The 25785-nt window shown below is 43.8% G+C and carries 26 protein-coding genes and 2 riboswitches; of the genes, 19 read left to right on the plus strand and 7 right to left on the minus strand.

Annotation, left to right across the window (positions count from 1 at the left end; genetic code table 11):
• Window positions 1–77 precede the first annotated feature (77 nt).
• Window positions 78–1826: an alpha-glycosidase gene (locus tag MH215_RS16040; RefSeq protein ID WP_239291422.1), complete on the minus strand. Its 1749-nt coding sequence runs from the start codon at window positions 1824–1826 to the stop codon at window positions 78–80.
• Between the two features lie 242 nt (window positions 1827–2068).
• Window positions 2069–3244, minus strand: a complete 1176-nt coding sequence (locus MH215_RS16045; RefSeq protein WP_239291423.1) for a M20 family metallopeptidase — start codon at window positions 3242–3244, stop codon at window positions 2069–2071.
• A 253-nt stretch (window positions 3245–3497) separates the two neighbouring features.
• On the opposite strand from MH215_RS16045, the gene MH215_RS16050 reads away from it, so the two are divergent.
• The 3 genes from MH215_RS16050 to MH215_RS16060 all read left to right on the plus strand — a co-directional run bounded on the left by MH215_RS16050 (window position 3498) and on the right by MH215_RS16060 (window position 6810).
• Window positions 3498–4955 carry an ABC transporter substrate-binding protein/permease gene (locus tag MH215_RS16050; RefSeq protein WP_239291424.1) on the plus strand — a complete coding sequence of 486 codons (1458 nt, stop codon included), beginning with the start codon at window positions 3498–3500 and terminating at the stop codon, window positions 4953–4955.
• On the plus strand, window positions 4942–5664 hold the full coding sequence (locus tag MH215_RS16055) for an amino acid ABC transporter ATP-binding protein (RefSeq protein ID WP_186380900.1): 723 nt from the start codon (window positions 4942–4944) through the stop codon (window positions 5662–5664). Before MH215_RS16050 ends, MH215_RS16055 begins: the two co-directional genes overlap by 14 nt.
• Before the next feature lie 276 nt (window positions 5665–5940).
• Window positions 5941–6133: riboswitch (cyclic di-AMP (ydaO/yuaA leader) on the plus strand.
• A 2-nt stretch (window positions 6134–6135) separates the two neighbouring features.
• Window positions 6136–6810, plus strand: a complete 675-nt coding sequence (locus MH215_RS16060) for a 3D domain-containing protein (protein WP_481857444.1) — start codon at window positions 6136–6138, stop codon at window positions 6808–6810.
• A 172-nt stretch (window positions 6811–6982) separates the two neighbouring features.
• Here MH215_RS16060 and MH215_RS16065 read toward each other — a convergent pair whose 3' ends face one another.
• Complete coding sequence (locus MH215_RS16065) at window positions 6983–7771, minus strand: polysaccharide deacetylase family protein (RefSeq protein WP_239291426.1); 789 nt, start codon at window positions 7769–7771, stop codon at window positions 6983–6985.
• Between the two features lie 155 nt (window positions 7772–7926).
• On the opposite strand from MH215_RS16065, the gene lpdD reads away from it, so the two are divergent.
• The 5 genes from lpdD to MH215_RS16090 all read left to right on the plus strand — a co-directional run bounded on the left by lpdD (window position 7927) and on the right by MH215_RS16090 (window position 10859).
• Window positions 7927–8271, plus strand: a complete 345-nt coding sequence (gene lpdD, locus MH215_RS16070) for a prenylated flavin chaperone LpdD (RefSeq protein ID WP_239291427.1) — start codon at window positions 7927–7929, stop codon at window positions 8269–8271.
• A 118-nt stretch (window positions 8272–8389) separates the two neighbouring features.
• The gene (locus MH215_RS16075; RefSeq protein WP_056690137.1) at window positions 8390–9061 is read left to right on the plus strand and encodes a PspA/IM30 family protein; all 672 of its coding nucleotides are present in this window, start codon (window positions 8390–8392) and stop codon (window positions 9059–9061) included.
• Window positions 9062–9155: 94 nt separating this feature from the next.
• Window positions 9156–9557, plus strand: a complete 402-nt coding sequence (locus MH215_RS16080; RefSeq protein ID WP_056690140.1) for a DUF350 domain-containing protein — start codon at window positions 9156–9158, stop codon at window positions 9555–9557.
• A gap of 49 nt (window positions 9558–9606) precedes the next feature.
• On the plus strand, window positions 9607–10113 hold the full coding sequence (locus MH215_RS16085; RefSeq protein ID WP_239291428.1) for a DUF4178 domain-containing protein: 507 nt from the start codon (window positions 9607–9609) through the stop codon (window positions 10111–10113).
• 11 nt (window positions 10114–10124) lie between these two features.
• Window positions 10125–10859: a DUF4247 domain-containing protein gene (locus MH215_RS16090; RefSeq protein ID WP_239291429.1), complete on the plus strand. Its 735-nt coding sequence runs from the start codon at window positions 10125–10127 to the stop codon at window positions 10857–10859.
• Between the two features lie 108 nt (window positions 10860–10967).
• Here the strand turns inward: MH215_RS16090 and MH215_RS16095 are convergent, their stop codons facing one another.
• Window positions 10968–11258 (minus strand): HNH endonuclease, encoded by a 291-nt coding sequence (locus MH215_RS16095; RefSeq protein WP_481857445.1) that lies wholly within the window; start codon window positions 11256–11258, stop codon window positions 10968–10970.
• A 179-nt stretch (window positions 11259–11437) separates the two neighbouring features.
• On the opposite strand from MH215_RS16095, the gene MH215_RS16100 reads away from it, so the two are divergent.
• Both MH215_RS16100 and mobB read left to right on the plus strand, forming a co-directional pair.
• Window positions 11438–12706: a molybdopterin molybdotransferase MoeA gene (locus MH215_RS16100; protein ID WP_239292030.1), complete on the plus strand. Its 1269-nt coding sequence runs from the start codon at window positions 11438–11440 to the stop codon at window positions 12704–12706.
• A 3-nt stretch (window positions 12707–12709) separates the two neighbouring features.
• On the plus strand, window positions 12710–13234 hold the full coding sequence (mobB, locus tag MH215_RS16105; protein ID WP_239291431.1) for a molybdopterin-guanine dinucleotide biosynthesis protein B: 525 nt from the start codon (window positions 12710–12712) through the stop codon (window positions 13232–13234).
• Window positions 13235–13369: 135 nt separating this feature from the next.
• Here mobB and xerS read toward each other — a convergent pair whose 3' ends face one another.
• Window positions 13370–14464, minus strand: a complete 1095-nt coding sequence (gene xerS / locus MH215_RS16110; RefSeq protein ID WP_275446190.1) for a tyrosine recombinase XerS — start codon at window positions 14462–14464, stop codon at window positions 13370–13372.
• Window positions 14465–14647: 183 nt separating this feature from the next.
• Between xerS and MH215_RS16115 the strand changes: the two genes are divergently transcribed.
• From MH215_RS16115 to MH215_RS16145, 7 genes are all read left to right on the plus strand, one after another.
• Complete coding sequence (locus tag MH215_RS16115; RefSeq protein WP_082560223.1) at window positions 14648–15136, plus strand: GNAT family N-acetyltransferase; 489 nt, start codon at window positions 14648–14650, stop codon at window positions 15134–15136.
• A 54-nt stretch (window positions 15137–15190) separates the two neighbouring features.
• Complete coding sequence (locus MH215_RS16120; RefSeq protein ID WP_239291432.1) at window positions 15191–15964, plus strand: SDR family NAD(P)-dependent oxidoreductase; 774 nt, start codon at window positions 15191–15193, stop codon at window positions 15962–15964.
• 79 nt (window positions 15965–16043) lie between these two features.
• The gene (locus tag MH215_RS16125) at window positions 16044–16940 is read left to right on the plus strand and encodes an aldo/keto reductase (RefSeq protein ID WP_239291433.1); all 897 of its coding nucleotides are present in this window, start codon (window positions 16044–16046) and stop codon (window positions 16938–16940) included.
• Between the two features lie 594 nt (window positions 16941–17534).
• Window positions 17535–17915, plus strand: a complete 381-nt coding sequence (locus MH215_RS16130) for a VOC family protein (protein ID WP_239291434.1) — start codon at window positions 17535–17537, stop codon at window positions 17913–17915.
• Between the two features lie 55 nt (window positions 17916–17970).
• Window positions 17971–18071, plus strand: a riboswitch (guanidine-I (ykkC/yxkD leader).
• Between the two features lie 99 nt (window positions 18072–18170).
• A complete protein-coding gene (locus MH215_RS16135) occupies window positions 18171–18509 on the plus strand; it encodes a DMT family transporter (protein ID WP_239291436.1) in 339 nt (112 codons plus the stop codon).
• Window positions 18509–18823, plus strand: a complete 315-nt coding sequence (locus MH215_RS16140) for a DMT family transporter (protein WP_239291438.1) — start codon at window positions 18509–18511, stop codon at window positions 18821–18823. Before MH215_RS16135 ends, MH215_RS16140 begins: the two co-directional genes overlap by 1 nt.
• A 117-nt stretch (window positions 18824–18940) precedes the next feature.
• On the plus strand, window positions 18941–19801 hold the full coding sequence (locus MH215_RS16145) for a Cof-type HAD-IIB family hydrolase (protein ID WP_239291440.1): 861 nt from the start codon (window positions 18941–18943) through the stop codon (window positions 19799–19801).
• A 168-nt stretch (window positions 19802–19969) separates the two neighbouring features.
• Here MH215_RS16145 and MH215_RS16150 read toward each other — a convergent pair whose 3' ends face one another.
• Entirely contained in the window at window positions 19970–20836 is an 867-nt protein-coding gene (locus MH215_RS16150) for a helix-turn-helix transcriptional regulator (protein ID WP_239291442.1), read from the minus strand.
• A 245-nt stretch (window positions 20837–21081) separates the two neighbouring features.
• On the opposite strand from MH215_RS16150, the gene MH215_RS16155 reads away from it, so the two are divergent.
• Window positions 21082–22281 carry an MFS transporter gene (locus tag MH215_RS16155; RefSeq protein WP_239291444.1) on the plus strand — a complete coding sequence of 400 codons (1200 nt, stop codon included), beginning with the start codon at window positions 21082–21084 and terminating at the stop codon, window positions 22279–22281.
• A 293-nt stretch (window positions 22282–22574) separates the two neighbouring features.
• Window positions 22575–23324 carry a gamma-glutamyl-gamma-aminobutyrate hydrolase family protein gene (locus MH215_RS16160; protein ID WP_239291446.1) on the plus strand — a complete coding sequence of 250 codons (750 nt, stop codon included), beginning with the start codon at window positions 22575–22577 and terminating at the stop codon, window positions 23322–23324.
• Window positions 23325–23428: 104 nt separating this feature from the next.
• On the opposite strand, the gene MH215_RS16165 is transcribed toward MH215_RS16160, so the two are convergent.
• The gene (locus MH215_RS16165) at window positions 23429–25759 is read right to left on the minus strand and encodes an MMPL family transporter (protein ID WP_239291448.1); all 2331 of its coding nucleotides are present in this window, start codon (window positions 25757–25759) and stop codon (window positions 23429–23431) included.
• Between the last annotated feature and the right edge of the window lie 26 nt (window positions 25760–25785).

The raw sequence follows: 25785 nt of genomic DNA on the forward strand, positions 1-25785 counted from the left end.
GGGACTACCCATGGGGGCTGTTTATTACAAGATTCTATAATTTTATGTTGCATATTCCTCTAGAATCAATGTTCATGTTAAGAATCAAGCAGCCGATATAAAATACGGTAGCCGTAAGGATCAAGCTTGATATGCATGATACCACCGGTAGGAACGACCTCTTCCTCGGTTAGAGCATCTTTCCAATCTTGAGTTTCCATAGGGTGTGAAAGGGTGCGACTCTCTGGGGTATTGTTCATCCAGACCGTAAAATGAAGGCGTTCATCCATACGCTCATATACAATACAAGGGTCATGCTGGTCTGCCTTTAAGAAGCGAAATCGACCTTTACGCAGTGCTTCATTGCTTTTGCGCAAATCAATCATTAGTCGGTAAAAATCATATAGCTCCCGGTCTTGCTTAGCAGAGTCCCACTCCATACATTTGCGGCAATCTGGGTCACTGTCACCACTTATGCCGACCTCATCTCCATAAAAAATACACGGGGTTCCAATGTAAGTGAAAAGGAAAACGACCGCAAGTTTCAATCTTCGCTTATCTTGTCCACTTCTGGACAGCAGACGAGGGGTATCATGGCTGCATAACATATTGAAAATGACTTCATTCGTTTGCTGAGGGTAACGCATGATAAGTGATCCCATCTCGTTTGCAAAATTGTAACCATCCATCGACCCGCAGAAGAACTCCAGCACTTTGTCGGCAAAGGGATAATTCATCACCGAATCGAATTGATCTCCCATGAGCCAGGTCAAGGAATCACTCCACACTTCACCTACGATATATGCGTCAGGATTGGCCGCTTTCACCACTTTACGAAAGTCCCGCCAGAAATGATTATCCACTTCATTTGCGACATCTAGTCGCCATCCATCCAGTTTAATTTCTTTGATCCAATATTCAGCAACATCGAGGAGATAGGCTTTAACTTCAGGGTTAGCTGTATTAAATTTGGGCATGTTGCCATAAAATCCGAATGTGTCATATGAGGGGATACCGTCCTTGATCTGTACGGGGAATTCATTAATATGGAACCAATCTGCATATTTGGAAGCTTGTCCGTACTTCAGCACATCTTGAAAGGGAGGGAAGTCCTCACTGCAATGGTTGAATACCGCATCAAGCATAACGCGAATTCCACGTCGATGGCAGGCTTCGGCTACTTGTTTGAGCAATTCATTGTCTCCAAAATGCGGATCTACTTTTTTATAATCAATGGTGTCATATTTATGATAGGAGTTGGCTTGGAAGAGGGGGGTGAAGTAAATTGCGTTAACGCCTAGTTCTGTTAAATCCTGTAGATGATTCAATACACCTTGTAGGTCACCACCAAAATAGTTATCTAGTTCAGGTTTGCCACCCCAAGGCTGTGTTACTTCAGGGTTCAGTTTTGGATTACCATTCGCAAACCTCTCGGTCATGATTTGATAAAAGACAGCTTCCTTTGCCCATTCTGGTACCTTAAATACATCGATTTCATGTATGTAAGAGAACTCATAATATCCTCCAGTTGGGTAAGGCGGGGTATGATGAAACCCATCGTCAGCCAGATATATATTTTCCGAGCCAGATGTAATTCGAAATATGTAGGAAACTCGCTTGAATTTGGGTTTAACCGCGATCTCCCAATAATCGAACATGCTGTCGGCAGCTGCCTTTTCAAGTTGAATTTCACGGAAGGTACCTGTCCAATCATATTTGTCACCGGTGAGTGCAGTCACGTACTGTACATCATTTCTCTTGGTGCGCACACGCAGATGGATCGTAGACGGATCGTAAGCATAAGCCCATTTGTCTCGAGGAACGTGGTACAACGCTTCAAGCAGCATGAGAGCACCTCCTGAAATTATAAGATAAGGTATGTGTATATAACCAAGTTAGCGAGCGTTGAATCGTTTTTTCTGCATCAGTTGTGGAAATCATACATTTTTTTCAACATTTTCAATATCCTTTTCACAGCATTTCCAGGTTGGTGGTCTATATACATACTCTGCATAAAGAAAAAGCCTACTTTTGAACCCCTAATCAAGGGAGTGAGTAGACTCTGAGCAGTAGGATTTATTTCATCTAATTAATGTTTAAGCTGCTTAAACTCGGACTGGATCGCTTCCAGTAATGAGGACTGAGTTAATACATCGTAAGCGGTTGTTGCAAGCGCCTTAGCACCTAGAATCATGCCGTCTAGCGCACGTTCCTGTAGAGCCAAATCACGAAACTCAATGGAATGCAGGGTATGAACTTCATCCACAACACGAATGTAAGGGTGAATCGCTGGGCAGCGAAGGGATACATTACCAATATCCATCGAGCCATGATCATTGCCACTTACGATCTCTTCTTGTGGAATCCCGAGTTGAACTAGGTTTTCGCTAAATGTGTTTGATAAGCGCTCGTTGGTTACCATCTCATCGTAAGAAGTTTCATAGTTGGACGTGACCAGCTTACATCCAGTCTGCAATGCCGATCCTTCTGCAATTTGAATGACCCGCTCGGTGAGGATATTCAGTTCTTTACGAGTGGCAGCCCGTACATAGAATTGAGCAGAAGCATAATCTGGGATAATGTTCGCAGCTTGTCCACCATGATTAATTACACCGTGGATTCTGACTGTGCTTTTGACCTGTTGCCGGAACGCATTAATGCCATTAAAGGTTTGAATGACTGCATCGAGTGCATTGATACCTTCGTGCGGGCTAGCTGCAGCATGGGACGATTTGCCATGGAACTCAAATTGCACGGCATCAATCGCGAGCGAGCTTCCTGATCTCTCATAGGCATAATAAGGGTGAGCCATGATTGCAATATCACAGTCATCGAACATGCCTGCCTCGGCCATAGGAACTTTGGCACCACGTGTCTCTTCGGCAGGTGTACCGAACACTTTAAGGGTTCCTCCCACTTCATCGAGGATCGACTTGAGACCTACAGCTGCACCGAGACTCATCATACAGATGAGGTGATGTCCACAGGCATGACCAATCTCAGGTAAGGCATCATATTCGCACAATAAAGCAATGGTTGGCCCGGGCTTATCTGCGGTGTAAGTTCCGATAAAAGCTGTATCAAGTCCGAGAATCGGCGCTTCTACTTCGAAGCCATGGTACGTTAATTCTTCTTTTAAGCGAGCAGAGGCAAGATACTCTTCGTTGCCAAGTTCGGGATTTGCACCGATGTATGATGAAATTTCTTTAAAACGGGAAGCATATTGGTCAATAACCGTTAAAATTTGTGATTTGGAATGTGTCATCGTAAGCCCCTTCTCGAAGAAAATAAAAATAGTGAAATGATTATATCATGTTTGCTCTCATTTTTCAGAAACAAGTCAAGATTTGTAAAAACAAAATGCATTGCATAATCATGCATTGTACTTTATAATGACTCAGGCATCGATATGAGGCTTATGCATCATTTTTATGGGCAGCTTCTCAAAAGCAGATATATCGAGTGAAGTAAAACCATGGACAAAGTCGTATACAAAGTATTGTAAGGGGAGAACAGGGTTGAAATTGATTAGTCGTTATACCATCATGCTGCTGACTTTTGTGCTGATGTTGACAGTTGCTGTACCAGCGGCACTCGCAAGCGGCACTACGGACAATTCAGGCGGTAAAAAATTGGTGCTTGGTACAAGTGCCGACTTCGCGCCATATGAATTCCATAAAGTGATTAATGGAAAAGATGAAATTGTTGGATTTGATATTGAAATTGCAAAAGAAATCGCTGCTGATCTAGGAGCGGAGCTTGTCATTGAGGATATGGGATTTGACGGGCTTCTACCGGCACTCCAGAGTGGTCGTGTAGACTTAGTCATCTCAGGCATGACACCAACGGAAGAGCGTAAGAAAAGCATCGATTTCTCTGATACGTATTATAAATCGAAGCAAGTCATTATGATTCGCACGGAAGACGCAGGAAAATATTTAACGATGGCGGATCTGCAAAATGAGAAAATCGGGGTTCAAAAGGGCTCCATACAGGAAACTATTGGTCAAGGAATCCCAGGTGCTCAATTAACGGCATTGGATAAAATCTCCGATATCGTTCTGCAATTGCAGACTAACCGTGTTAATGCAGCAATCGTGGAAGATACTGTAGCTGCTGGTTATCTGGATGATGCTATTGGTTTAGCACCGATTGTGGTAGACGAAGAGCAGGTCGAGGCTGCAATCGGAATTCGCAAAGGTAACACAGAATTGCTGAATGCGGTAAATAGTACATTGGAACGGCTTAAGAGTGAAAATAGAATTGAAGAAATGGTAACTGAAGCAAGCCAATTGATGGTAGGTAAAGATACCAAAAATATATTTGAAGTATTTTGGGCGTATAAAAGCTTCTATGCTAAAGGTATTGGTTACACACTCCTCTTATCTGCACTGGGTGTATTATTCGGGGTAATCATCGGTTTGATTATCTGTATGTTCCGTATGCATGATATGGCTATTCTGCGTTGGATCGGTACAGCGTACGTTGAACTGATTCGTGGTACGCCAATGCTCGTGCAATTGATGATTATCTATTATGGTTTGTCACTGACCTTTGGAATTAATTTCTCGGCGCTACAAGCCGGTGTAATCACACTCTCTATCAACAGTGGTGCTTATCTTGCAGAGATATTCCGTGCAGGGGTGCAAGGTGTAGATCGTGGACAACTTGAGGCTGCTCGTTCACTTGGCATGGGTAGAGGTGCAGCGATGCGCTACATTATTTTGCCCCAAGCGTTCAAGGCTGTCTTGCCGGCAATCGGTAATGAGTTTGTAACGATTATTAAAGAGTCTTCCATTATTTCGATTATTGGTATGGTCGACATTATGTATCAAGCAAGTGTGGTCAAAAATATTACGTACCAAGGGATGAATCCATTCCTTATTGCAGCAGCAATTTATTTTGTAATGACCTTCATATTGTCCAAGCTGCTCGGACGACTGGAAAGGAAGTTGAATGCAAGTGATCGACGTTAGTCAATTATATAAATCCTATGGAAAAAATGAAGTGTTAAAAGGCATTGATGTCACGATTGGCAAAGGTGAAGTTGTCGTTGTCATCGGACCATCCGGTTCGGGTAAAAGTACGTTTTTGCGTTGTCTGAACTTGCTTGAGCAGCCGACTTCAGGCGAGATCCTATTTGAAGGTGTTTCAATTACAGAACCGAAGCATAACATCAATGCTACTCGTGAGAAGATGGGTATGGTGTTTCAACATTTCAACCTGTTTCCTCACAAGACGATCCAGCAGAACATCACGATTGCCCCGATCAAAGTAAAGAAACAATCCGTGCAGGAAGCCGATCAGATTGCAGCCGATTTGCTTAAAACGGTTGGTCTTTCTGACAAAAAAGATGCATACCCTAACCAGTTGTCCGGTGGACAAAAACAGCGTATTGCGATTGCGAGAGCACTCGCGATGCAGCCACACGTAATGTTGTTTGACGAGCCAACTTCAGCACTTGATCCAGAGATGGTTGGAGAGGTGCTTGATGTCATGAAACGTCTGGCAGAGGGTGGAATGACAATGGTCATTGTTACACATGAGATGGGCTTCGCTCGTGAAGTAGGAGACCGGATTCTGTTTATGGATGGCGGAGTAATTATAGAGCAAGGAACACCTGATGAAGTGTTTGGTGCACCTAAGAATGCTCGTACACGTGATTTTCTTGCCAAAGTTCTATAGTAATGTGATCATAAGCTGTTGAGCCAGCTGGGGAACACTAATGAATGAAGGATAACAAAATTGCCTTGTCGACATCATCGTCGGCAGGGTTGTTTTTATTTGTTTACAAGATACATAATTGGAAGCAATGAAAAACAAAAGGTAACTTTTTTGTTACTTATGTAGAAGACATATATGAATTGTTAATGTGAAAATAGCTTATTTTATTAACCCATTTTGAAGTAGAGTAAACGTATTGGTAAGATTTACTACAACTATAGGTTACAAGATTGTGATATATTGTTCCTGCCGAAACTTCTGAGGAGGAAGTGCGGGGGATGTAACGATGCAGAAACGAGATTTGATGATCGCGTACTGCTAGGGGTGAATTAGGACGTACATAACGTAAGTGCATGTGATTGAACCTATAGGGTGGTTTCCTCCATCCGAATCCGACAACTAACCTCGCAGGCATAATGAGGGAGGAAGACCATGTTTAACAAGAAACGTATTGCGAAAGCAGCAACAGCATTGCTGACAGCAGCTATGCTCATTCAGGCCGTTCCAGCTTACGCTGACTCTGTTCATGTGGCCAAAGAGGGGGATACATTCTATACCTTATCCAAACAGTATGGTGTAGGTATGGACGCACTCATTAAAGCAAATGCCAATATTTCACCTTATAACATCTATGGTGGGCTGAAAATTACTGTACCTGGACAAGCCAACACCGTCTCGGCAGCAGCGGCTCCAGCAGCCAAAGCAGAGGCTAAAACAATCACAACAGCGAGCTTAGATGTCAATGCAGACAGCAAAGTGGTTGAAGCCTGGGGTAAAACATTTGATTACAGTAAATCCATTGAAATGAAGGCAACAGCATACTCTGCAGATCCATCCGAAAACGGAAAATGGGGTGCTGTAGATTACTTCGGTAATCCGCTTGAACTGGGTACAATCGCTGTAGATCCAAGTGTGATCCCGCTGGGAACCAAAGTGCTCGTGACAGGTCACACACACCCAGGACTGCCGAAACAAGCGTTTGTAGCTACGGCGCGAGATACAGGCGGTGCAATTAAAGGTAAACGCGTTGATATTTTCATTCCTGGTAGTAAACAATCCGTGAGCACATTCGGTTTCCAAGATGTTGAGCTTTACATTCTAAAATAAACGTCATGCAAACAAAATGAAAAAGGGTGTCTTCCATTCACAGTCTGCTGTGAGTAGAGGACGCCCTTTTTAGTTTAACGTTGGATCAGACGATTCATACGCAGCTATTCACTAATCATTTATGCTTACCGAGATACCAACCGAAGCGATCTCTTAAATCGCTATGCTGGAATTACTTGCTCTTAGAGATGTTTAACATCTCGTCCAGTGTTACAAGGCTATATCCCCGTGCTCGAAGCTCCTCAATGATCTCTGGTAACGCATCAATCGTTCCTTGTAGGTTAGAGCCCACTCCGCCTCCTGCATGTTGAAGAACAATCGACCCTGGTTTAACAGCCGATAAAATATTCTGCTTCACTTCATCTTTGGAAAGACCTTTCCAATCGAGTGAATCGACATTCCAGTTCACAATGCTATATTGTTGCTTTTGAGCCCATTGAAGCTGTTTTTCATTAATATCCCCGTAAGGTGGGCGAATCATTTTTGGCGTATACCCGGATAGATTGCGAATGATATCCCCGGTATGTAAAATTTGTGTGCGAAAATCGTTCATCGTCAGCTTACTAAATTCAGGGTGACTATAGCTGTGGTTACCAATGATATGACCTTCACGAACCATGCGTTTGACTAGAGCCGGATGTTTCTCTGCCCGTTTGCCTACAATAAAAAAAGTCGCTTTGACCTTATATTTCTTCAAAACATCCAATACCTGTGGAGTGAATCTTGGATCAGGAACGTCATCAAAAGTCAGAGCAACCTGTTTGGTGGAAGGCCCATTCGTCTTGAACGTATCAGCATATTTCTGTCTAAGTTGACCTAGCGTGAGCTGTTCATCGCTTTGTGCATCAAACTCGGTGACAGGTGTACTGGCTTGGTTCGGTTCAGCCGACATATGAGCAGGAGCGAAATTTCCGCTCAAGAGAAAGACGATAAATGATATTGCGATGAGGCGAATACGCATAATAGCAGCCCCCTTTTCCCAAAATGCGTTCTCTATGGTATGCCCGATGTAATCGTGATTTATTCGACTTGTGAGATGTTTCATTGTCAGTCTCTCGAATCTTGTTCATAATTCGGACCATAACATGAGATAGAGAAAAGGATAGGTGGATTAGCATGAGTAAATATGATTTGAGTTCTATTCGATTACAGGTTGTAGAAGTGGGGCACGACAAAGTGTTCATGGTTACAGGCGGCGATGCACATATAGGGGCGGTGGCAACCTATTATGTAGATCACGATCGTCTTAGTGGGGCTACCTTTCATGTTCCAGGGCATAAGGAGCAGGAGCTATGCGAGAGGCTTGCGCGCAAGGCGGCACATCAGTTGAAGGTTACGGTGACGGTAATTATGGGCATTCATTTTGATGCGATCACACGCATGCAGATTGATGAAATCGTGCAGACTGCAGAGAGGCTTCTTGATGAACATCTGCTGCAAAAAGGTCAAATAAATGAATAATTTTACATGATGAAGAAGTTTGTTATGATTTTTTTTGCTAAAATTGAAACGGGTTGAGGATTATCACGTATGTATGATTATATACAAGGTTGTAATATCGACTAGGAGGAATAACATAATGTCCATTTTCAAACGTTTACGAGATCTAACGATGTCCAATATTAACTCCATCATTGATAAGGCAGAAGATCCAATTAAAATGACAGATCAGTATATCCGTGATATGCAAGAGGACTTGCAAGATGCGGAGAAGGCTGTAGCAGCACAGATCGCCATTGAGAAGAAGTTCAAGCAGCTTTACGAAGAGCAAGAAGCTTTAGTGAAGAAACGCGAAGAGCAAGCGCACACTGCAGCTCGCGCACAAAATATGGATTTGGCTCGCCGAGCGCTTGAAGAAAAGAAAACGGCTGAAGAAAAAATGGCTGAATACAAAACAAGCTATGATCAGAATAAAGCTTCTGCTGACAATCTGCGTGGTAAGTTAGATGAGATGCGCAAGCAGTTAACGGAAATGAAAAACAAACGTGAGACTTTGGTTGCTCGTTATAATGCAGCGAAGGCTCAAACTGAAATCAACAAAGCGCTGAACGGATTCAGTTCTGACACAGCAAGTGCTGGAATGAAGCGTATGGAAGAAAAAATGATGCAAATGGAAGCACAGGCTGAAGCAAGCAATGAAATGTCCTCCAAAGGAAAGTCCTTGGACGATGAATTCGAGAAGCTTGGTAAAGATCAGGCGGTTGAAGATGAACTGGCAGCACTGATGAAGCAGTACGATAATAAGAACTAACTTTTGGATGAAGTAAGGAAATTAGCGGAGAAGAGACATGTGTTTCTTCTTCGCTTTTAAATGCGGTTCATGTTGAAATGTGGGGGCTGTTGAAATGGATTTGAACATTTTGGCAATGCTGGTCTGGACGTTATCGGGTTCGGTTTTGCTGTTTGTCTTGATGTATGTGGATTCATTGTTTACGAAATACAAGGATTTTGCTGAAGTGAAAGCAGGCAATATGGCTGTAACCACTCGGATGGTTATGAAGCTGTTTGCCCAAGGTTATGTACTAGCGACCTCCATCTCAACTGCAGGACATCTTGGTGAGGCACTGCTCGTATCTGTCGTATCCTTTATTATATTGCTGATTCTGGAGAATGGCGTGCATTATGTTATTCGTACAAGAGCCAATCTAGATCTGGATACAGGTATTCAACAAGGGAAAACAGGGTATGGTCTCTTCTCAGGTGCATTGCATATTGTAGGCGCATTAATTATTGCAGCTTGCTTATAAATTGAGGGTCAACCAACCTCTAGAAGATATAGAACGGGAGTTAATGGGCATGAGTGTATGGAAACGGATTAAAGGAATACTAGCTAAACCCGAACCGCCTCGGGCCGAGAAGACGATGCTACAACTTGAACCTGGTGATATCTGTGAAGTCTCTCTTGTGACATATGAGGTTGTTGGGCGGGTACATCATCGTTCGAGAAATGCCGTCGTATTAACACTGCAGGATGGTACAGCTTTTAGACACTTGCACATTGAAGAACGTGAATTGACACGTTATGCACTCTACACACCCATTGATGGTCGTCTAGATGCACCAGATGAGGTACCAACCTTATTAGATCTAGATGGACGCGCTTACCACTTGGAGGAAGAATATGGAGGTATGGTAACGACTGCAGGCAGAACACCATATGGCCAGGCAGGAGAGCAGCTCGTGTGGCAGTATCAGTCTGATGATCAAAAGCTACTTCGTGTGGAGTGGCAAGACAGACGTTTTACACTTTATGAGGGTGAGGTTATCCTTCCTGCGGATATCAAAGTGATTCGTTCGAGCTAGGAGAGGTTCCCATGAAAAAACGCATGGCACATAATTTGAAATTAATGTTGGTTCTTAGCCTTGTGATGTCACTGTTGTCCGCTTGCGGTGCACCTACCGTACAGGACACCTACCCACTTGAATCTGTGAGTGGTAGCGGTAACACCACATCCTATGTATACCGGGCTGCTGAGCGTACCGTTCCAGAGGTTGCCCAGGAATTGTCTGAGCAGCGTCAACCCGATCAGATTTCGGCTGAGAGTACCGAGCGGATGTTCCTGGTGTATCAGGATCAATATTACCATTTACAGCAGGATCCCAATAAAGAGGAAGACACGTTAATTGAAGTTGATTCCAAAGAATACGTTCGTCAGAACTACGATTCTTCCTTTTTACAGGGATATTTAACCGCAACGTTAATCGGAAATTTGTTTGATTCCTTTGGCGGAGGCGGAAACGGGAAATATCGTGGGTATACAAACAAAGACACGTACAAACCAAGGGAAGGCACGTTTCGTGCGCCTACAAGTAATGACAAAAAGCTTGCTCCACCGATTACCGTGGAACGCAAAGGCTCAATTACTAGACGTGGTGGCGATACGGACACCAGTGTAGGTTCTGGCGGAGGTTTGTTTAGTCGCAAGAAGGAACCAAGTTCAGGTAAGATTGATCGCGGCAAAAGTGGCGGATTATTCAACTCACCCAAGAGCTCTTACAAAAAGCCAAAAACGAGGGTGGGCGGAGGCCGAATTATGCGGCGAAGGTAGCACGGACTTTCTAACCATTACATTGTAACTTATAAGAACAGCGAAGAGGTAAGGTGGAGTAGGCTCTATCCACGTATCAATCTCGGACGCTGTTCTTTTTTTATTGCTTCATGAATTACGAACATGATTCGATTTGCGGGTACGCGGGATCGTTGTTGCGGGTTGTTTGCGAATCCAGCGAATAAACGGAGCCATGCGTTCATGCTCTCGAAGAGCCTGCAGCGTAGTTAATCCCTGCGTCATAATATCTCGATTTGTGAAGAGGGAATGAATTTGTTTGTGGCATGCAATACATAGATCCGTAGTAGGCATGAAGCTGCCTCCCATCTGCTTGGGCGTAAGATGATGGACAGTTGTTTCGACAGGCTCTCTACCACATAATTCACATCGATTATTCACATGGGATTCCTCCATTTCTACAGCATATTATGGTCAATCCATGAACAAATGATGTTATATCCGTTACAGAATAGGGATAACGCTTGTCACCTTATGACTTTCAAGCTACACTTTTAGACATAGAGATTGCTCACTTAGGAGGCTCGACTGCATTGAAATTAAACTCGCATACTGATGATATGACAAATGCTAAATTCAATCGAACGGCTGTACAGGTTCCTGATGCCCAAGCTAAAATTGCTGCTCATGTACGACCAGGCGCAATCGAGAAAGTGTCCTTAGAATCGGCACATGGGCGCACGCTAGCGGAGAAGATCGTTGCACCACATCCATATCCGTTCTTCCGCAGATCAGGAATGGATGGCTATGCCATAGTAAGCAGCGACACGCTTCATGCTAGCAGCGAACAGCAAATCTGGCTTCGTGTTGTAGATGAAATTCCTTGTGGTTATACTTCGGATCAGACGATTACGCCAGGTACAACAGCGCGAATTATGACCGGAGCACAGGTGCCAGAAGGTGCTGACGCTGTTGTGATGCTTGAGATGACCGAGAGCAAAACAGAGAATGGCGAGCAATGGATTGGCTTGAAGCGACATGTACTGGCAAAGGCTAACATTACGCCAATTGGCTTAGAAGTAGAAGAAGGCCAGTTGCTGCTGGATGCAGGCACACTGATCCAGGCAGGTGAACAATCCGTGTTAGCTACATTTGGTGTAGCGGAAGTACCTGTATTTCGACGTCCGAAGGTGGCGATCTTCGCAACGGGAACCGAATTGTTAGCTTTGGACGAGCCATTGCAGCCTGGACGGATTCGTAACAGTAACAGTTATTTGCTGCGCTCACTCGTTGTTGAGGCAGGTGGTGAGCCGATTATGTACGGTTCCATCGCAGATGATGCGGAAACCGCGCGTAAGACACTAGCTGAAGCAGTCAAGCACAACGATATGGTTGTTACAACAGGCGGCGTGTCTGTAGGTGACTATGATATTATGGGAGATCTGGTGCGTGAAGACGACATCGAAATGCTGTTTAACAAAGTAACAATGAGACCAGGAAGTGTCACGACAGCAGCCATCGTGGATCAAAAAAACCTATTTGCATTATCAGGCAATCCAGGAGCATGTTTTGTTGGATTTAACTTGTTTGTTCGACCTACGATTCGCATGATGCAAAATGATCCTCATCCTTATTTGCAGGAATGGACAGCGATATTGGATGAAGGGTATACAAAGGTAAATAACTATACCCGTTTTGTGCGGGGACGAATAGAAGTTCGAAATGGTGAGGTTCACGCATTGCCGGCAGCAGCTCGGGTTGATGAATCCAGTGTGATGATCACGATCAAAGATAGCGAATGTTTGATTATTATTCCGCCTGACAAAAAGGGCATTCCTGCGGGTGAGCTAGTGCGGATTCTTAAGCTACCTACAGGTCTTGTGAGATAGGCTATGTCAAATATCAAAACAAAGCAACCTCATATCGTGCAGATCGTGGGATATAAAAACTCAGGTAAAAGTACGCTAACAGCAGCGTTGACTAAACAACTGACCTTTCTTGGACGCAGGGTCGCCGTCATTAAACATGATGGACATGATCACTTCAAGATGGATCAGGAAGGCACGGACTCATATAACTTCACTGCGAATGGAGCCTCGACTGTCGTTGTGATGTCCGATACACGGACGGCCATCATTGAACAACGAGCTACAGAGCTTCGTGACATGATTGAATATTTAACCGAGTATGACTGGATTCTGATCGAAGGGCACAAGCAAGCGACATATCCCAAGCTTCTGATGATCCGTGAACCCGAAGATCTCATATTGTACGAACAATTACAGGGGATCATAGCCGTGGTTACAAGGGCAGCAGTAGATCGTGACGATGTAGCTTGTGAGCAGTTAGTTTGGCACGATATTCAGCAGACAGAGCATATCGGTAACTGGCTGTTACAACGTATTGAAGGGATTTAAGATCGAAGCATGCTGAGTTCGATTATAATATTGATTATGTTCTAGTATGTGAAATAGAGCGATTGATCCGAAGAGTTGAGACCTAGGATCAATCGCTCTATTTTTATCTTACCTAGTCTCAAGTATGAGACTAGTTTAAGACCCGGTACCTTCGTTGCGACGTTCAATCGCTTCTGACATTGTTTTGTCGGTGAGATGGGCATAAATTTCGGTAGTCTCTGTAGAGGCATGCCCTAGTTGTTCTTTCGTTTTGTATATATCGTTCTGCAAATAATAATCGGTAGCGAAGGAATGGCGCAGCTTATGTACAGTCAAATAAGGTTTGCCAAACCGCTTAGCATATTTCATGATCATGGCCTGGATCGCGCGCTTCGTCATTCGACTTCCCTCAGATTCTCCATTGCGTAGAGCAATGAACAAAGCCTTCTCCCGTTTCGGTGTACGGTACCTTGTCTGTCTTAGGTTGGTATAGATGGCAAGTTCATCTTTGGCCTGTTCTCTGAAGTAGACAGGTGTCTTGTACGTTTCGTCATTGTTACCTTTGCGGTAAACATATAACAGCTTGTTATTTAGATCAAGGTCATCCAAGTTCAGATTAACTATTTCGGATACTCGCAATCCGGAGTTCAAGATGAGGCTGGCAATACAGGCATCTCGTTCTTTGTTCAGCTCATGTGAGTACAGCGCTTGTTTATTCTTCTCCACATCCACCGCATAACCTTCCAAAATGTATCCGATGAATTCTAGTAATTCTTCATCTTCGAGAATTTTTCCTTTTAGTTTGGCGGCAGTATCCTTCGGTTTATGTGTGCGCTTAATTTCAATTTTGGCCATAATATTGCGCTTGAGTAGTGGGTAGAAATCTTCATCTTCGGCAATCTGGCTTAAGTAGTGAAAGAGTGAACGTAGGGATGATAATTTACGGGATACCGTAATTCTGGAATTAGCTCCCTCACGCTTGGTTGTAAGGAACAACCGATAAGCGGTTACGGAATCCATTCGGAGCACTTCTAGCTCTAATAAAGTGACCTCTGTGTTGGTGCTAGCTGCAGACAAGCCTTCCGCTCGGAGCCAGCTAAAGAATGTATCATAGTCTCGCAGATACTCCAGCAAGGTGGAGGGAGAGAGATCCGGTAATTTATAGTCAATGAATTGCTGGACAAACCAGGGCATGGTAGGTAGCTTCTCATCCAGCTTGCGTCGGTCAATTTCTTTTTGAACATTAGTCAATGTCGGCACCTCCAAGATCAATCATTTCTCAAGATAGTCTATGCTTAAGTGTACCATAATTTACATGGTCACAGTCTGTTCACGAACGTCATGTAGGTTGGTTCGTCATTCTTGCCCTTCCGCGATCAAACCTTTAAAGTAATAAATATAGTAATAAATCGTGGAGCAGGGGAGATGAACCGGATGAATATGAAACTGGAGCTGGTTCCCTGGGAACGTCGTCAGGTAATTCGGCATTTAATGCAATTCTATCTTTATGATTTCACCAAATATCTTAATATTGATGTTGACCATAATGGAGTGTTTCCAGAATACCCTGGATTGGATGCATTCTGGGCAGAAGAAGGACGCAAATTCCCTTTCTTGATAACGAGTGATGGAGCGCCAGCTGGATTCGCTCTGGTAGAACGCTTTGAACCAGGAAATATCGACAATGATTACTACTTAACTGAATTTTTTGTGATGCAAAAATATCGGCGCAGCGGAGTGGGGACACAAGCGGCGCATGAGTTGTTTGAACGGTTTCCTGGTCGTTGGAAGGTTACACAGGTACGTAACAACGTAGTCGCTCAGGCTTTCTGGCGCAAGGTTATTGGAGCCTACACAGGCGGACGTTTTCGAGAAAAGTTCCATCCGGAGCTTGGTAATCCCAGTCAATTTTTTGTGACTTAATGGATAAATAAATGAAAAAACTACATATTGTAAGCTAGATAAGGAGTGTATGAAATGAACAAGCCGGAATTTCATCTGGAGGGACAAACGGCACTGGTGACAGGTGCAGGTAGAGGGATTGGTAAGGCGATTGCCATAGGGCTTGCTGAGTCGGGCAGTGATGTAGTGTTGGTATCACGGACTTTCAGTGAAATTGAGGAAACTGCAGCCTACATTCAAGAACACACAGGGCGCAGAGCGATAGCTCTTGCTGCCGATGTAACGTCCAGAGAGCAGCTCGAAGAGACATTCAGAGAGGCCATTGCTGCGATGGGAAGGTTGGACATTCTTGTTAATAATGCAGGTATGAACATCCGCACACCTGCACTCGAAGTAACGGACGAGCAATGGGAAACGATTATGCAGACTAATCTGAAATCGGCTTTTATGGCGTCACAAATAGCTGGTCAACATATGAAGGATCAGGGCGGTGGAAAAATCGTAAATATCTCCTCGGTTGGCGGGCATACAGCCCTTCGGACTGGCGTTGTGTATGGATCGACGAAGGCAGCCATGATACATATGACGAAGGTGCTTGCAATGGAGTGGGGGAAATACGGAATTCGTGTCAATGCTGTTGGCCCGTGGTATTTCCGTACCCCACTGACCGAGAAGCTATTGAATGATGCCGAATACCTTGGAGAGATCATTGAGCGAACACCACTTCAGCGCGTCGGTGAGCTACATGAGGTAGTGGGACCGGTTATATTTTTGGCATCCGATGCGGCAGGCTATATCACTGGGCAAACGCTCTTAGTGGATGGTGGAATGTCCATTTATGGGTTTTGAAACCAGTTAAATCGGGTAATAGTTCTGGTTAGGTTTGTCTTCATTAACGATATTACGAAGTTTGGAGGAGGAATCATCCATGGAACGACGTGAATATGGGAATACAGGTATGCAAGTGAGTACACTTGGATTTGGTGGAGCTGAGATTGGACAGAACGTTTCTAAGGAAGATGTGGCGACATTGTTAAACAGTGCGTTAGATGCAGGACTTAATATCATTGATACCGCTGAATGTTATGGGGAAAGTGAGACATTGATTGGAGAGGTGTTGTCACATCGTCGAGATGACTATTATCTATTTACCAAATGTGGACATGCCGCTGGGATCGAAGGGCCGAATTGGGATGCTAAAGTGCTGGAGCAAACCATTGATCGGAGTCTGAAGCGTCTAAAAACGGACTATGTGGATGTCATTCATCTACATAGCTGTTCTGAAGAAGTACTTCGGCAAGGGGCAGTTATAGAAGTTCTTCAGCGAGCGAAGCAAGCAGGGAAAACCAGATTTATTGGATATAGCGGGGATACGAAGGATGCACTGTACGCAATAGAGACTGGGGCATTTGACAGTTTGGAGACCTCCCTAAATATTGCTGATCAAGAGGCGATTGAGCTGACTTTACCTGAAGCACGTAAAAGAAACATGGGGGTAATCGCCAAAAGACCGATCGCGAACGCAGCATGGACACATGAGACGCTTCCGGAAAAGGATTATTCCTATATGTATTGGAAGCGCTTGAAGGAACTAGACTATGCTTTTCTCAAAGACACTGACGTGCAGAAAGCTGTTGAAACGGCCTTACGCTTCACCTTGAGCACAGAGGGTGTGGATACAGCAATTGTCGGAACCTCTAAGCCGAATCGTTGGCAGCAAAATGCGGATCTCGTATCCAAAGGAGCATTGCCACAAGATGTTTATGAAGAGATTAGAGCGCATTGGAAAAAGGTTGCAAGACCTGATTGGACAGGACAAATATAAGAGGCAACATAGTTCTTTAAGTATAAAGGATCTTCAAATGTACAACGATTTCGTGAAAATCATGTTGAGCCAGCATGCTCTTAATATAAGTTGAAAAGGCCGCCGATGGTGGCTTTTTTTGTATTTTTTTCTCTATCTGTTGATACTGAAATTCGATGGGAAGCCTTTAGTGATTGATATTACTTATTTTCAATACATGAAAAATTCAGAAAAATAAACCACTCAAAAAGCTCAGAAAGAATTCACAGAAACTAACAACTACTCAATAGCTACCCAACAGTGCCCAACATCAACTCAGCAACAACAACCCTAGTATCTGTAGCTCATGAAAACTTTAATTATACTATTTCAACATATGAAAAATTCATAATAGAAAAATCAATTGTACTTAACTTCTGTCACCGTCGCGATACTATTTCGCTCCCTAACTGGAGAAAAAACAAACCATTCCTGAACCCTAAAGTCAACCTACATTTTCAAAATAAGATCCCATATAAAAATGAGAAAATACTGGATTTTTACTGAAAATTACGATAAAGTTAGCTTATATAATGAAACGTAGTTTCATCTAACGAAACCACAAGGAGGAATTAGATGTCTTATCATTTCTATGGTCTTGACCACGTGCAACTAGCGGCTCCAGAAGGTTGTGAAAAAGAGGCTCGTCACTTTTATAATCAGTTATTAGGGTGGCGCGAAATCCCCAAACCTGAAGCTCTACAAAAACGTGGTGGCGTATGGTTTCAATGTGGTGCTCATCAAGTGCACATTGGAGTCCAAGAAGCTTTTGTTCCTGCCTTAAAAGCTCACCCTGCCTTTCATGTGCAGAATTTGGATGAGCTACGTGATGATCTGCAACATAAACAGATTGAAGTAATTCATGATGACGCACGGACAGATGAAGGGGTAAGAAGGTTTTACTTGAGTGATCCGTTTGGTAATCGGCTTGAATTTCTTGAATGGATGTCTGCATAAGTTTTGATTGCTAATAAGCAAGAAATGTGTATAATTGATTGGACAATAGAATTACATGAAAGTTTTCTAGGGTTCCGCGACAGAGATGTCGGTCTGGTCCGAGAGAAAACTCACAGCCGTTTGGTTGTGTCACGGAAGGACAAAAGCCTGGGAGATAAACTGCGTAACTGCAGTTTGTTTCCCAGGCTTTTTTTTGTTTTGATTGCATGTAATTCTATTGCAAAATGCAACTTATGAAGAAGGAGTGTGACAACAATGAACAAAACCTGGTTATCCGTAATCGTAGCAGCCATTTTTGAGGTAGGTTGGGTGATTGGCCTGAAGCATGCGAGTGGAGTGTTGGAATGGGGGTTAACCCTGATCGCAATCATTATAAGTTTTACCTTGATGATTGCAGCTTCACGTTCGCTTGCTGTAGGAACGGTATACGCTGTATTTGTTGGACTTGGCACAGCCGGTACTGTACTTGCAGAGATTATTCTATTTGGTGCGGCGGTGCAGACGGGTAAAATGTTACTCATTGGATTACTCTTGCTTGGTGTGATCGGTCTCAAAATGTTAAGCAAAGAGAAAACGAAGGAGGTGCATCATTAATGAGCTGGATATTTCTAATTATGGCCGGAATATTTGAGATGATCGGAGTGCTTATGATCAATAAGCTGCACAAAGACCGAAATTTGATTTCATTGATTCTGTTAATTGCAGGCTTTGGCCTGAGCTTCTGGTTGTTATCTCTGGCGATGGAGACTCTTCCAATGGGAACGGCATATGCTGTGTGGACGGGAATCGGAGCCTCTGGCGGAGCGATTTTAGGCATGATTTTTTATGGGGAACCTCGAAATGTACTACGAATTGTATTTATTACGATGGTGCTCGGCTCCGCAGTAGGATTAAAGCTAGTGAGCTAAACGATTTATAGCTTGACTTGTAACCCGTTACAGCCGATACACTCAACTCATGAAATAGTTTTAACCTAGGAGTGCATTCCAACATAATATTGCCTTTCATGAGGGGGAAGCAAGAACATGAGTAAGGATCAACAACGTAAAATTATATTTATTGATATCGACGGTACACTTGTGACGGATGATGGCAGTGTACCGGAGTCTGCCCAAACTGCTTGTCGTTTGGCGAGAGAGAACGGGCATTTATTGTTTCTATGCACAGGACGTTCGAAGGCTGAAATATATGATGAGATCTGGGATCTGGGATTTGACGGGCTGATTGGTGCAGGAGGCGGTTATGTGGAAGTGGATGGAGAGACCCTCTATCATAAAAAAGTACTTCCTGAAGATGTACTCGATATGGTTAATTTCTTCAATGAGCATGGTATTAATTTCTACCTTGAATCGAATTCGGCATTGTACGCAAGCCCTAATCTGAAGACTCACCTGGAGAGATTGTTGCATGGAGATGTAGAGAATGATCCTGTGGCACGGCAACAAATGGAGGCATCACCACATCCGTTTATCACTCAACTCACTTATGGGGAAGCGGATTGGAACAAAGAAGATGTCAACAAAGTGTGTTTCCTAGAGAGCAAGGTTCCATTTGCAATGATTCAGCAACGGTTTGAAGGGAAATTCCAAGCTATTCAGTGTACAGTCCCAATCTTCGGAGAAGACAGTGGAGAATTAATGCTGCCTGGCATTCATAAGGCTGTTGCAATTGCAGATGTGCTACATCATCTTGGTTTGCCCGTGGAACATACGATTGGAATTGGAGACGGGATGAACGATGTTGAGATGCTGGAATTTTGCAAATTGGGAATTGCGATGGGCAATGCCAAGCCTGGACTGAAAGAAATCGCAGATGATATTACAGATGATCTAGAGAATGATGGGCTATACAAAAGTTTTGTGAAGCATGGTCTCATTTCCGTTTAAACGATTATTGATATACGGATATCCTAACTGGTATAACATCATAACAAGTGAAAAGTTCGAGAAGTCGCCGATTGGCGGCTTTTTGAGCTTTGATTGGAACTGAAACGTCGTACATGACTATAACAGGTAGCCAGTTCAGAATGACTACCTGTTTTTTTGATTATTACGTTACGTGGATCCATTCTCGACGAACATATCCTTTTGATTTTGTTTTCGAAAGCTACGGGGAGACTCACCAACTGTTTTGGTGAACAGAATCGTGAAGTAGTTTGGATTATCATAGCCAACGAGTTTGGCAATTTCCCATACCTTTTTCTTAGTAGAGACTAATAAACGGGTAGCTTCTCCCATTCTACGCTGGATCAAGTAGTGATAAGGAGACGTACCATAGTGTTTGGAATACATATGAATCAGATAATAGAAGTCAATGTGAAAATGATCCGCTAGTTCTTTTAACTTAATGGGTTGTCTGTAGTTAGTATCCAGATAGTCTTTAACTCTCTCCGCAAGGTTATTGCTCAGAACGATCTCGCTTGCTGTGCGCTGATGATGTGACATCCGATGAATAATGATCAATATGGCTTTTAGCACATGATGAGAGATATATTCGTACCCGTCTTCACGGATTGAAAACTCATTGAACATCGTCTGCATTAACGAACAGAGTTCCTCCGAATAGCGGTTCGAGCGAATGACAGGTTCACTGCCAGGGGAAACCACCCAATCTCGATCTGGATGAACCCCTTCATGGAAACGGAAGCCACAATAATAGGTGGATAACGGGAACTCAGGATCAGATTTCTCTTCATGTAATGTTCCTTTGTTATAGACAAGCAGATCGCCTTGTTGAACTGAATGCTTCGTGCCGTTGATTGTGAACGAGCCTTTACCGTCTATTACATAAATAATCTCATGCAGATCGTCATGCTTGTGTGTAGGAAAGCTCCAATGGGGATGATCCGCAAGCTTGCCTACGTAAATAATAGTACATTCTTGATCATTATATCGTTGGGCGGATTCTAAGTATGAATTCATTTAGCGTGTCTTCCCTTCATTACATCTACATACAAAATGACAACATATATCATGTTTATAAATAAGACCACAACAACCTTAATTGTCGCCTAGCCTCATCTGACAGTACAATTTGACTATTCATATGTACTATATATCGAACTAAGGGGAAGGGGAAGTATATTGTTTGACATAAAATAAATATAAGAGACATAGAAAGGTTTGCAACAATCGCAACAATAGAGAGGAATAGTGAGGGCTTATTCATGACTAGAAATAGAGAAACTTTACTTATATTAACGCTTACGCTAGTGAGCTTCGTATTAGGCACGACCGAATATGTCATCGTAGGTGTATTAAAGGAAATAGAGCATGCGATGAAAGTATCGCTGGCAGCGGCTGGTGCTCTCGTGTCTGGCTTCGCGATTGCCTACGCTATAGGGACACCGTTTGCGGTCGCATCTTTGTCCAAACTGTCACGCAGAAACTCTATTCTGATCGGTTTTGGCATCGTACTCGCGTTAAACCTACTGACGGTGTTCGCCACAACATTCTATTCATTAATGGCTATTCGTATTGTATCAGCGGTCGCTTGTGGGCTTACCGTTTCGCTGTCGATCTCCATTGCTAGCGATGCAGTTCAGCAGGAGAGAAGGGGCGAAGCGATCGCTTGGATCTTAGGCGGGTTTTCTATCGCTAATGTATTTGGCGTACCACTAGGGACATTCATTGGACAGCATCTGAACTGGTGGATGACCTTTGTAGTAACTGCAGGGATCGGTGTGATACCGTTCATATTGATGTTCCGTATTCTTCCGCGGCAAACAACGACGATCACCAGTTCATTCAGTGATCAGATGGTTTTATTTATGAAACCTCGTATTCTGCTGGCCTGCTTAATTCCAGTGCTCGGCAATAGCTGTATCTTCGTGACATTTACGTACATTACTCCTTTATTGAGCCAGTCCATGGGGGTGCCTACAAGCTGGATCAGCGGTGTGCTTTTGATCTATGGAGCCTGCAGTATTTTGAGCAACTGGATCGGAGCTAAAATAGCCAAAGGGGATTTCCTACCCAAGCTCAACTGGCTTTTTATTATTCAAGCCGTTATCTTCGTAGGGCTGAGTTTGACTGTATCGAATCTATGGCTGGGGCTAACGTTTCTATTCTTGATCGGTTGTCTGTCATCCTCGATGAGTGCCGCATCCCAACTGTATCTGTTTGATGTATCTGGCGTAGTCGCGCCAAAATCCAAAGCGTTTGCATCCACATTGCTGCCCGTATCGGCCAATGTTGGCATTGCGCTTGGCTCTGGAATCGGCGGGCTAGCCGTTAATCTGGGTGGCGTGAATTGGGTGCCGCCGGTTGCCGTTGTGCTGGCTTTGTCAGCTTTTGTAATTACGAAAGTATGCCAGCGTTCGATTCAATTGAAGCCAGATGGAGAAATGGCAACAAATGCAGCCTAAGCTGACTGACCTAGATTGATCGAATGTTTGCTGCAATGAATAACGGAATAGGCTTATAAGAGATACCATACAAATTTGCTGTGAAGCAGAGTTGTATGGTTTTCTGGTGTTCTATACCTTTTTTTTCAATAACATATGCGTCTTGATATTAACTTTTACATTCCCATTTAGCTGACTTGTAGTAGAAAAATGCAATCTTTTGGTGAGCTTGTATGGGAGTAGATTTGATAGAATGATAAAAAGCTTTCTTTGGTTCCAGCAGTAAGTTCCATGACATGAGGAGGTAAAAAAGAATGAAAAAGCCAATCATCGGTGTTCTGCCGTTGTATGATTCTGATAAAAAAAGTTATTGGATGCTCCCGGATTATATGTACGCTATAGAGAGTTCAGGCGGAATTCCAATGATGTTACCTCTGACGACTAACCTTGATATTATTGTAAGGCTGGCGCATGAACTTGACGGGTTTTTATTCACCGGCGGACATGATCTCAATCCAGAGCTTTATCATGAAAAGGTGGAGGAAACGTGCGGGGAGCTATGTCATGAACGGGATCGAATGGAGGCAATTCTTTTTCAAAAGGTCGCCCAGCTAGATAAACCAGCCTTCGGGATTTGCCGTGGACTACAGCTATTTAATGTCATGTTGGGCGGGTCTTTGATTCAGGATATTCCGACAGGACTTCAGGTACCGACACCTGTTCAGCACAAGCAAAGTCCGCCGTACACGAATCTTGTCCATGAGGTACATATTGCTAATCATAATTTACTTCATGATATTCTTCAGACCCATACAATTAAAGTGAATAGTTATCACCATCAGGGGATCAAAGTTTTAGCTGATCAATTAACGGCTGTAGCCGTCGCCGAGGATGGATTAGTTGAAGCTGTAGTTATGCCAGAGCGCACATTTATTATGGCTGTACAGTGGCATCCAGAGTATAGTTTCAGTGTAGATGAGTATAGTCAAAAGTTATTCTCAAGCTTTGTGTCCTCCTGCCAGTCTCTTAGCTATGATCAGAATATCGAAGACATCATTGCCTAGATCAGTTGATTGGCGATTATGAAAATAAAAAAAGACCTCCAATGATTGCATCAGAGGAGGTCTTCGTATTAGACAAATGATAATGGGCATAGCCCTTCATTCATTTATTTTTTTGATCCAGAATGAGAAGGTGCTTGATCACTCGCATTCAGTGTTGCAATCAGCTTCTCACCCTCCACATCCAGATTCGGCAGGATACGATCCAACCACTTAGGAAGCGTCCAGGCTTTGTCACCGAAGATCGCCATAGTGGCAGGAACAAGTCCCATACGAATGATGAAGGCATCAATCAGGATACCTACGGCCAACGTAAAACCGATCTGTTTGATCATGACATCATCTGTGAAGATGAATCCTGCGAATACAGAAACCATGATCACCGCTGCCGCTACAACAACGCGACTGACCTGATTGTATCCATGAACAACCGATTCGCGTCCTCTGTGACCATGTACATACGATTCGCGCATCGAGCTGACGAGGAACACCTGATAGTCCATGGCTAGACCATACAAAATACCTGTTACGATAATCGGCATGAAGCTCAGCAGCGGACCGCCCGTATCGAAGCCAAAGAGCGAATGCAGCCAGCCCCATTGAAACACCGCGGTTGTGATACCGAACGTAGCCAGAATACTAAGCAGGAAGCCAATCGTTGCTTTGATCGGAACGATAATTGAACGGAATACAAGTAATAGAATAATGAGTGAGAGTAAAATGATAATACCTACATAAATAGGGAATACCTGTGCCAGTTTGGCCGACATATCAATGTTGACCGCTGTCAGACCTGTAACTCCAATTTTTACGTCATTCTGCTGTGCGAAACTGGAATCGGCAGAACGTAGATCATTAACTAGGTCTTTGGTAGTCACATCATTAGGACCTGTCTTCGGAATGAGACTAAATATCGCCAGATCTTCTGTCATGCCAAGTGGCGTGACTTGAGCAACATTGTCCTGACTTTGCAGACCCATCATCAGGCTACCTACTAGTTCAGGTGTGACCTGAGCTGAAGAGTTGTTAGGTTCTGCGACCAAAATAAGCGGACCGTTGAATCCTTCTCCGAATCCTTCGGAGATCGCATCATAACTTTGTCTTGCTGTTGTGTCCAGGTTCGCCGAGGATGCCCCAGGGATGCCCATTTCCATTTTGGTGATTGGTGTAGCAGCAAAGCCGAGAATAATGACGATGGCAACAATAGTAACCCAACGATTTTTGATAACGAACTTAACCCATCTGTCAGCAATTCCATGATTAGCCGCTTTTGATGGCTGCGCACCTCTCTCGCGAGCTTTAGTCGAACAGATGCGTTCCCCGACAAGCCCCAGCAGAGCCGGCAACAAGGTCAACGCAACAAAAACGTTAATAAGCACTGTCGCAGCCGCGACAAGAGCCATCGTAGATAAGAAGGCAAGTCCGATAACGAGCATACCGCATAGTGCAATGATAACCGTTAATCCAGCAAAGAATACGGCGCTACCTGATGTACCGATTGCTCTTGCCGTCGCTTCTTGTGCACTCAAACGCTGATCAATAATCATTCGCCGCTGGCGATTGACGATGAAGAGAGCATAATCGATGCCGACTGCCAGACCGACCATAAGAGCTAGAACGGAAGTGACACTAGGCATTTCGATGAATTTGGAGATAGAGAACGCTCCGCCTACTCCGATCGCCACCCCAAGTAGAGCTGTAATCAGAGGTAACCCTGCTGCAACAACGGAACCCAGCGTGATTAATAGAACAATAATAGCGATAACCAATCCAACGATCTCAGCCGAACCGACACCGATGGATACGGCTTTAAGTGTTTCACCAGGGAGTACGGTGATATTGGTTCCTTGCTCTACCGTCATAACAGATTGAATAACGGCATCGAATATATCCTGTGTAATGGCAGATTGTTCAATGGTGAATTGGAACTGGAATAGAGCGGTGCTGCCGTCCGAAGAGATTAATACACCAGGAACGGGAACACCTTCTACCATTAATGGTCCGTATGGAGGTGGTGTTGTGTTCCCGGATTGTGCTGCTGAACCAGCAGCTTGAGACATTTGAGACATGTCTGCAGATGCACTGGCACTGCTAGCTTCTGCTGCATAATCCGCTGGATTAATGACTTGCTCTAACCCGTAAACTTCACTGACACCTTTCATAATCGCTCCAAGACGTTCAGGTGTATCCAAACGTTCATTATCGGGTGCCTTGAAGACGACACTTCCTTGACCGCCAGAAGCGGCTGGCAGTTCTTTGGCTAACTGATCCAATACCTTCTGCGATTCTGTACCTTCAATCTTCATCTCCGAGCTGATATGTACACCATTGATGCTGATCATCGAAATGACGATGCCCAGAACCAGTACCCAGCCAATAATGAAGTATCCAGGTTTGCGAAAAGCGGTTTTTCCCAATTTGTATAATAATGTAGACATTTCTCTCTTTTACACTCCTTTGAATA

Source organism: Paenibacillus sp. ACRSA (assembly GCF_022346845.1).
GTDB lineage: Bacteria > Bacillota > Bacilli > Paenibacillales > Paenibacillaceae > Paenibacillus.

What these genes read in the sequence shown, in the direction of transcription:
- MH215_RS16165 (WP_239291448.1), bottom strand. Translation starts at nt 25,759, where the DNA reads ATGTCTACATTATTATACAAATTGGGAAAAACCGCTTTTCGCAAACCT.
- MH215_RS16155 (WP_239291444.1), top strand. Translation starts at nt 21,082, where the DNA reads ATGACTAGAAATAGAGAAACTTTACTTATATTAACGCTTACGCTAGTG.
- MH215_RS16145 (WP_239291440.1), top strand. Translation starts at nt 18,941, where the DNA reads ATGAGTAAGGATCAACAACGTAAAATTATATTTATTGATATCGACGGT.
- MH215_RS16130 (WP_239291434.1), top strand. Translation starts at nt 17,535, where the DNA reads ATGTCTTATCATTTCTATGGTCTTGACCACGTGCAACTAGCGGCTCCA.
- MH215_RS16085 (WP_239291428.1), top strand. Translation starts at nt 9,607, where the DNA reads ATGAGTGTATGGAAACGGATTAAAGGAATACTAGCTAAACCCGAACCG.
- MH215_RS16125 (WP_239291433.1), top strand. Translation starts at nt 16,044, where the DNA reads ATGGAACGACGTGAATATGGGAATACAGGTATGCAAGTGAGTACACTT.
- MH215_RS16160 (WP_239291446.1), top strand. Translation starts at nt 22,575, where the DNA reads ATGAAAAAGCCAATCATCGGTGTTCTGCCGTTGTATGATTCTGATAAA.
- MH215_RS16040 (WP_239291422.1), bottom strand. Translation starts at nt 1,826, where the DNA reads ATGCTGCTTGAAGCGTTGTACCACGTTCCTCGAGACAAATGGGCTTAT.
- MH215_RS16140 (WP_239291438.1), top strand. Translation starts at nt 18,509, where the DNA reads ATGAGCTGGATATTTCTAATTATGGCCGGAATATTTGAGATGATCGGA.
- MH215_RS16045 (WP_239291423.1), bottom strand. Translation starts at nt 3,244, where the DNA reads ATGACACATTCCAAATCACAAATTTTAACGGTTATTGACCAATATGCT.
- MH215_RS16135 (WP_239291436.1), top strand. Translation starts at nt 18,171, where the DNA reads ATGAACAAAACCTGGTTATCCGTAATCGTAGCAGCCATTTTTGAGGTA.
- lpdD (WP_239291427.1), top strand. Translation starts at nt 7,927, where the DNA reads ATGAGTAAATATGATTTGAGTTCTATTCGATTACAGGTTGTAGAAGTG.
- MH215_RS16060 (WP_481857444.1), top strand. Translation starts at nt 6,136, where the DNA reads ATGTTTAACAAGAAACGTATTGCGAAAGCAGCAACAGCATTGCTGACA.
- MH215_RS16075 (WP_056690137.1), top strand. Translation starts at nt 8,390, where the DNA reads ATGTCCATTTTCAAACGTTTACGAGATCTAACGATGTCCAATATTAAC.
- MH215_RS16100 (WP_239292030.1), top strand. Translation starts at nt 11,438, where the DNA reads ATGACAAATGCTAAATTCAATCGAACGGCTGTACAGGTTCCTGATGCC.
- MH215_RS16120 (WP_239291432.1), top strand. Translation starts at nt 15,191, where the DNA reads ATGAACAAGCCGGAATTTCATCTGGAGGGACAAACGGCACTGGTGACA.
- mobB (WP_239291431.1), top strand. Translation starts at nt 12,710, where the DNA reads ATGTCAAATATCAAAACAAAGCAACCTCATATCGTGCAGATCGTGGGA.
- MH215_RS16150 (WP_239291442.1), bottom strand. Translation starts at nt 20,836, where the DNA reads ATGAATTCATACTTAGAATCCGCCCAACGATATAATGATCAAGAATGT.
- MH215_RS16090 (WP_239291429.1), top strand. Translation starts at nt 10,125, where the DNA reads ATGAAAAAACGCATGGCACATAATTTGAAATTAATGTTGGTTCTTAGC.
- MH215_RS16080 (WP_056690140.1), top strand. Translation starts at nt 9,156, where the DNA reads ATGGATTTGAACATTTTGGCAATGCTGGTCTGGACGTTATCGGGTTCG.
- MH215_RS16065 (WP_239291426.1), bottom strand. Translation starts at nt 7,771, where the DNA reads ATGCGTATTCGCCTCATCGCAATATCATTTATCGTCTTTCTCTTGAGC.
- MH215_RS16115 (WP_082560223.1), top strand. Translation starts at nt 14,648, where the DNA reads ATGAATATGAAACTGGAGCTGGTTCCCTGGGAACGTCGTCAGGTAATT.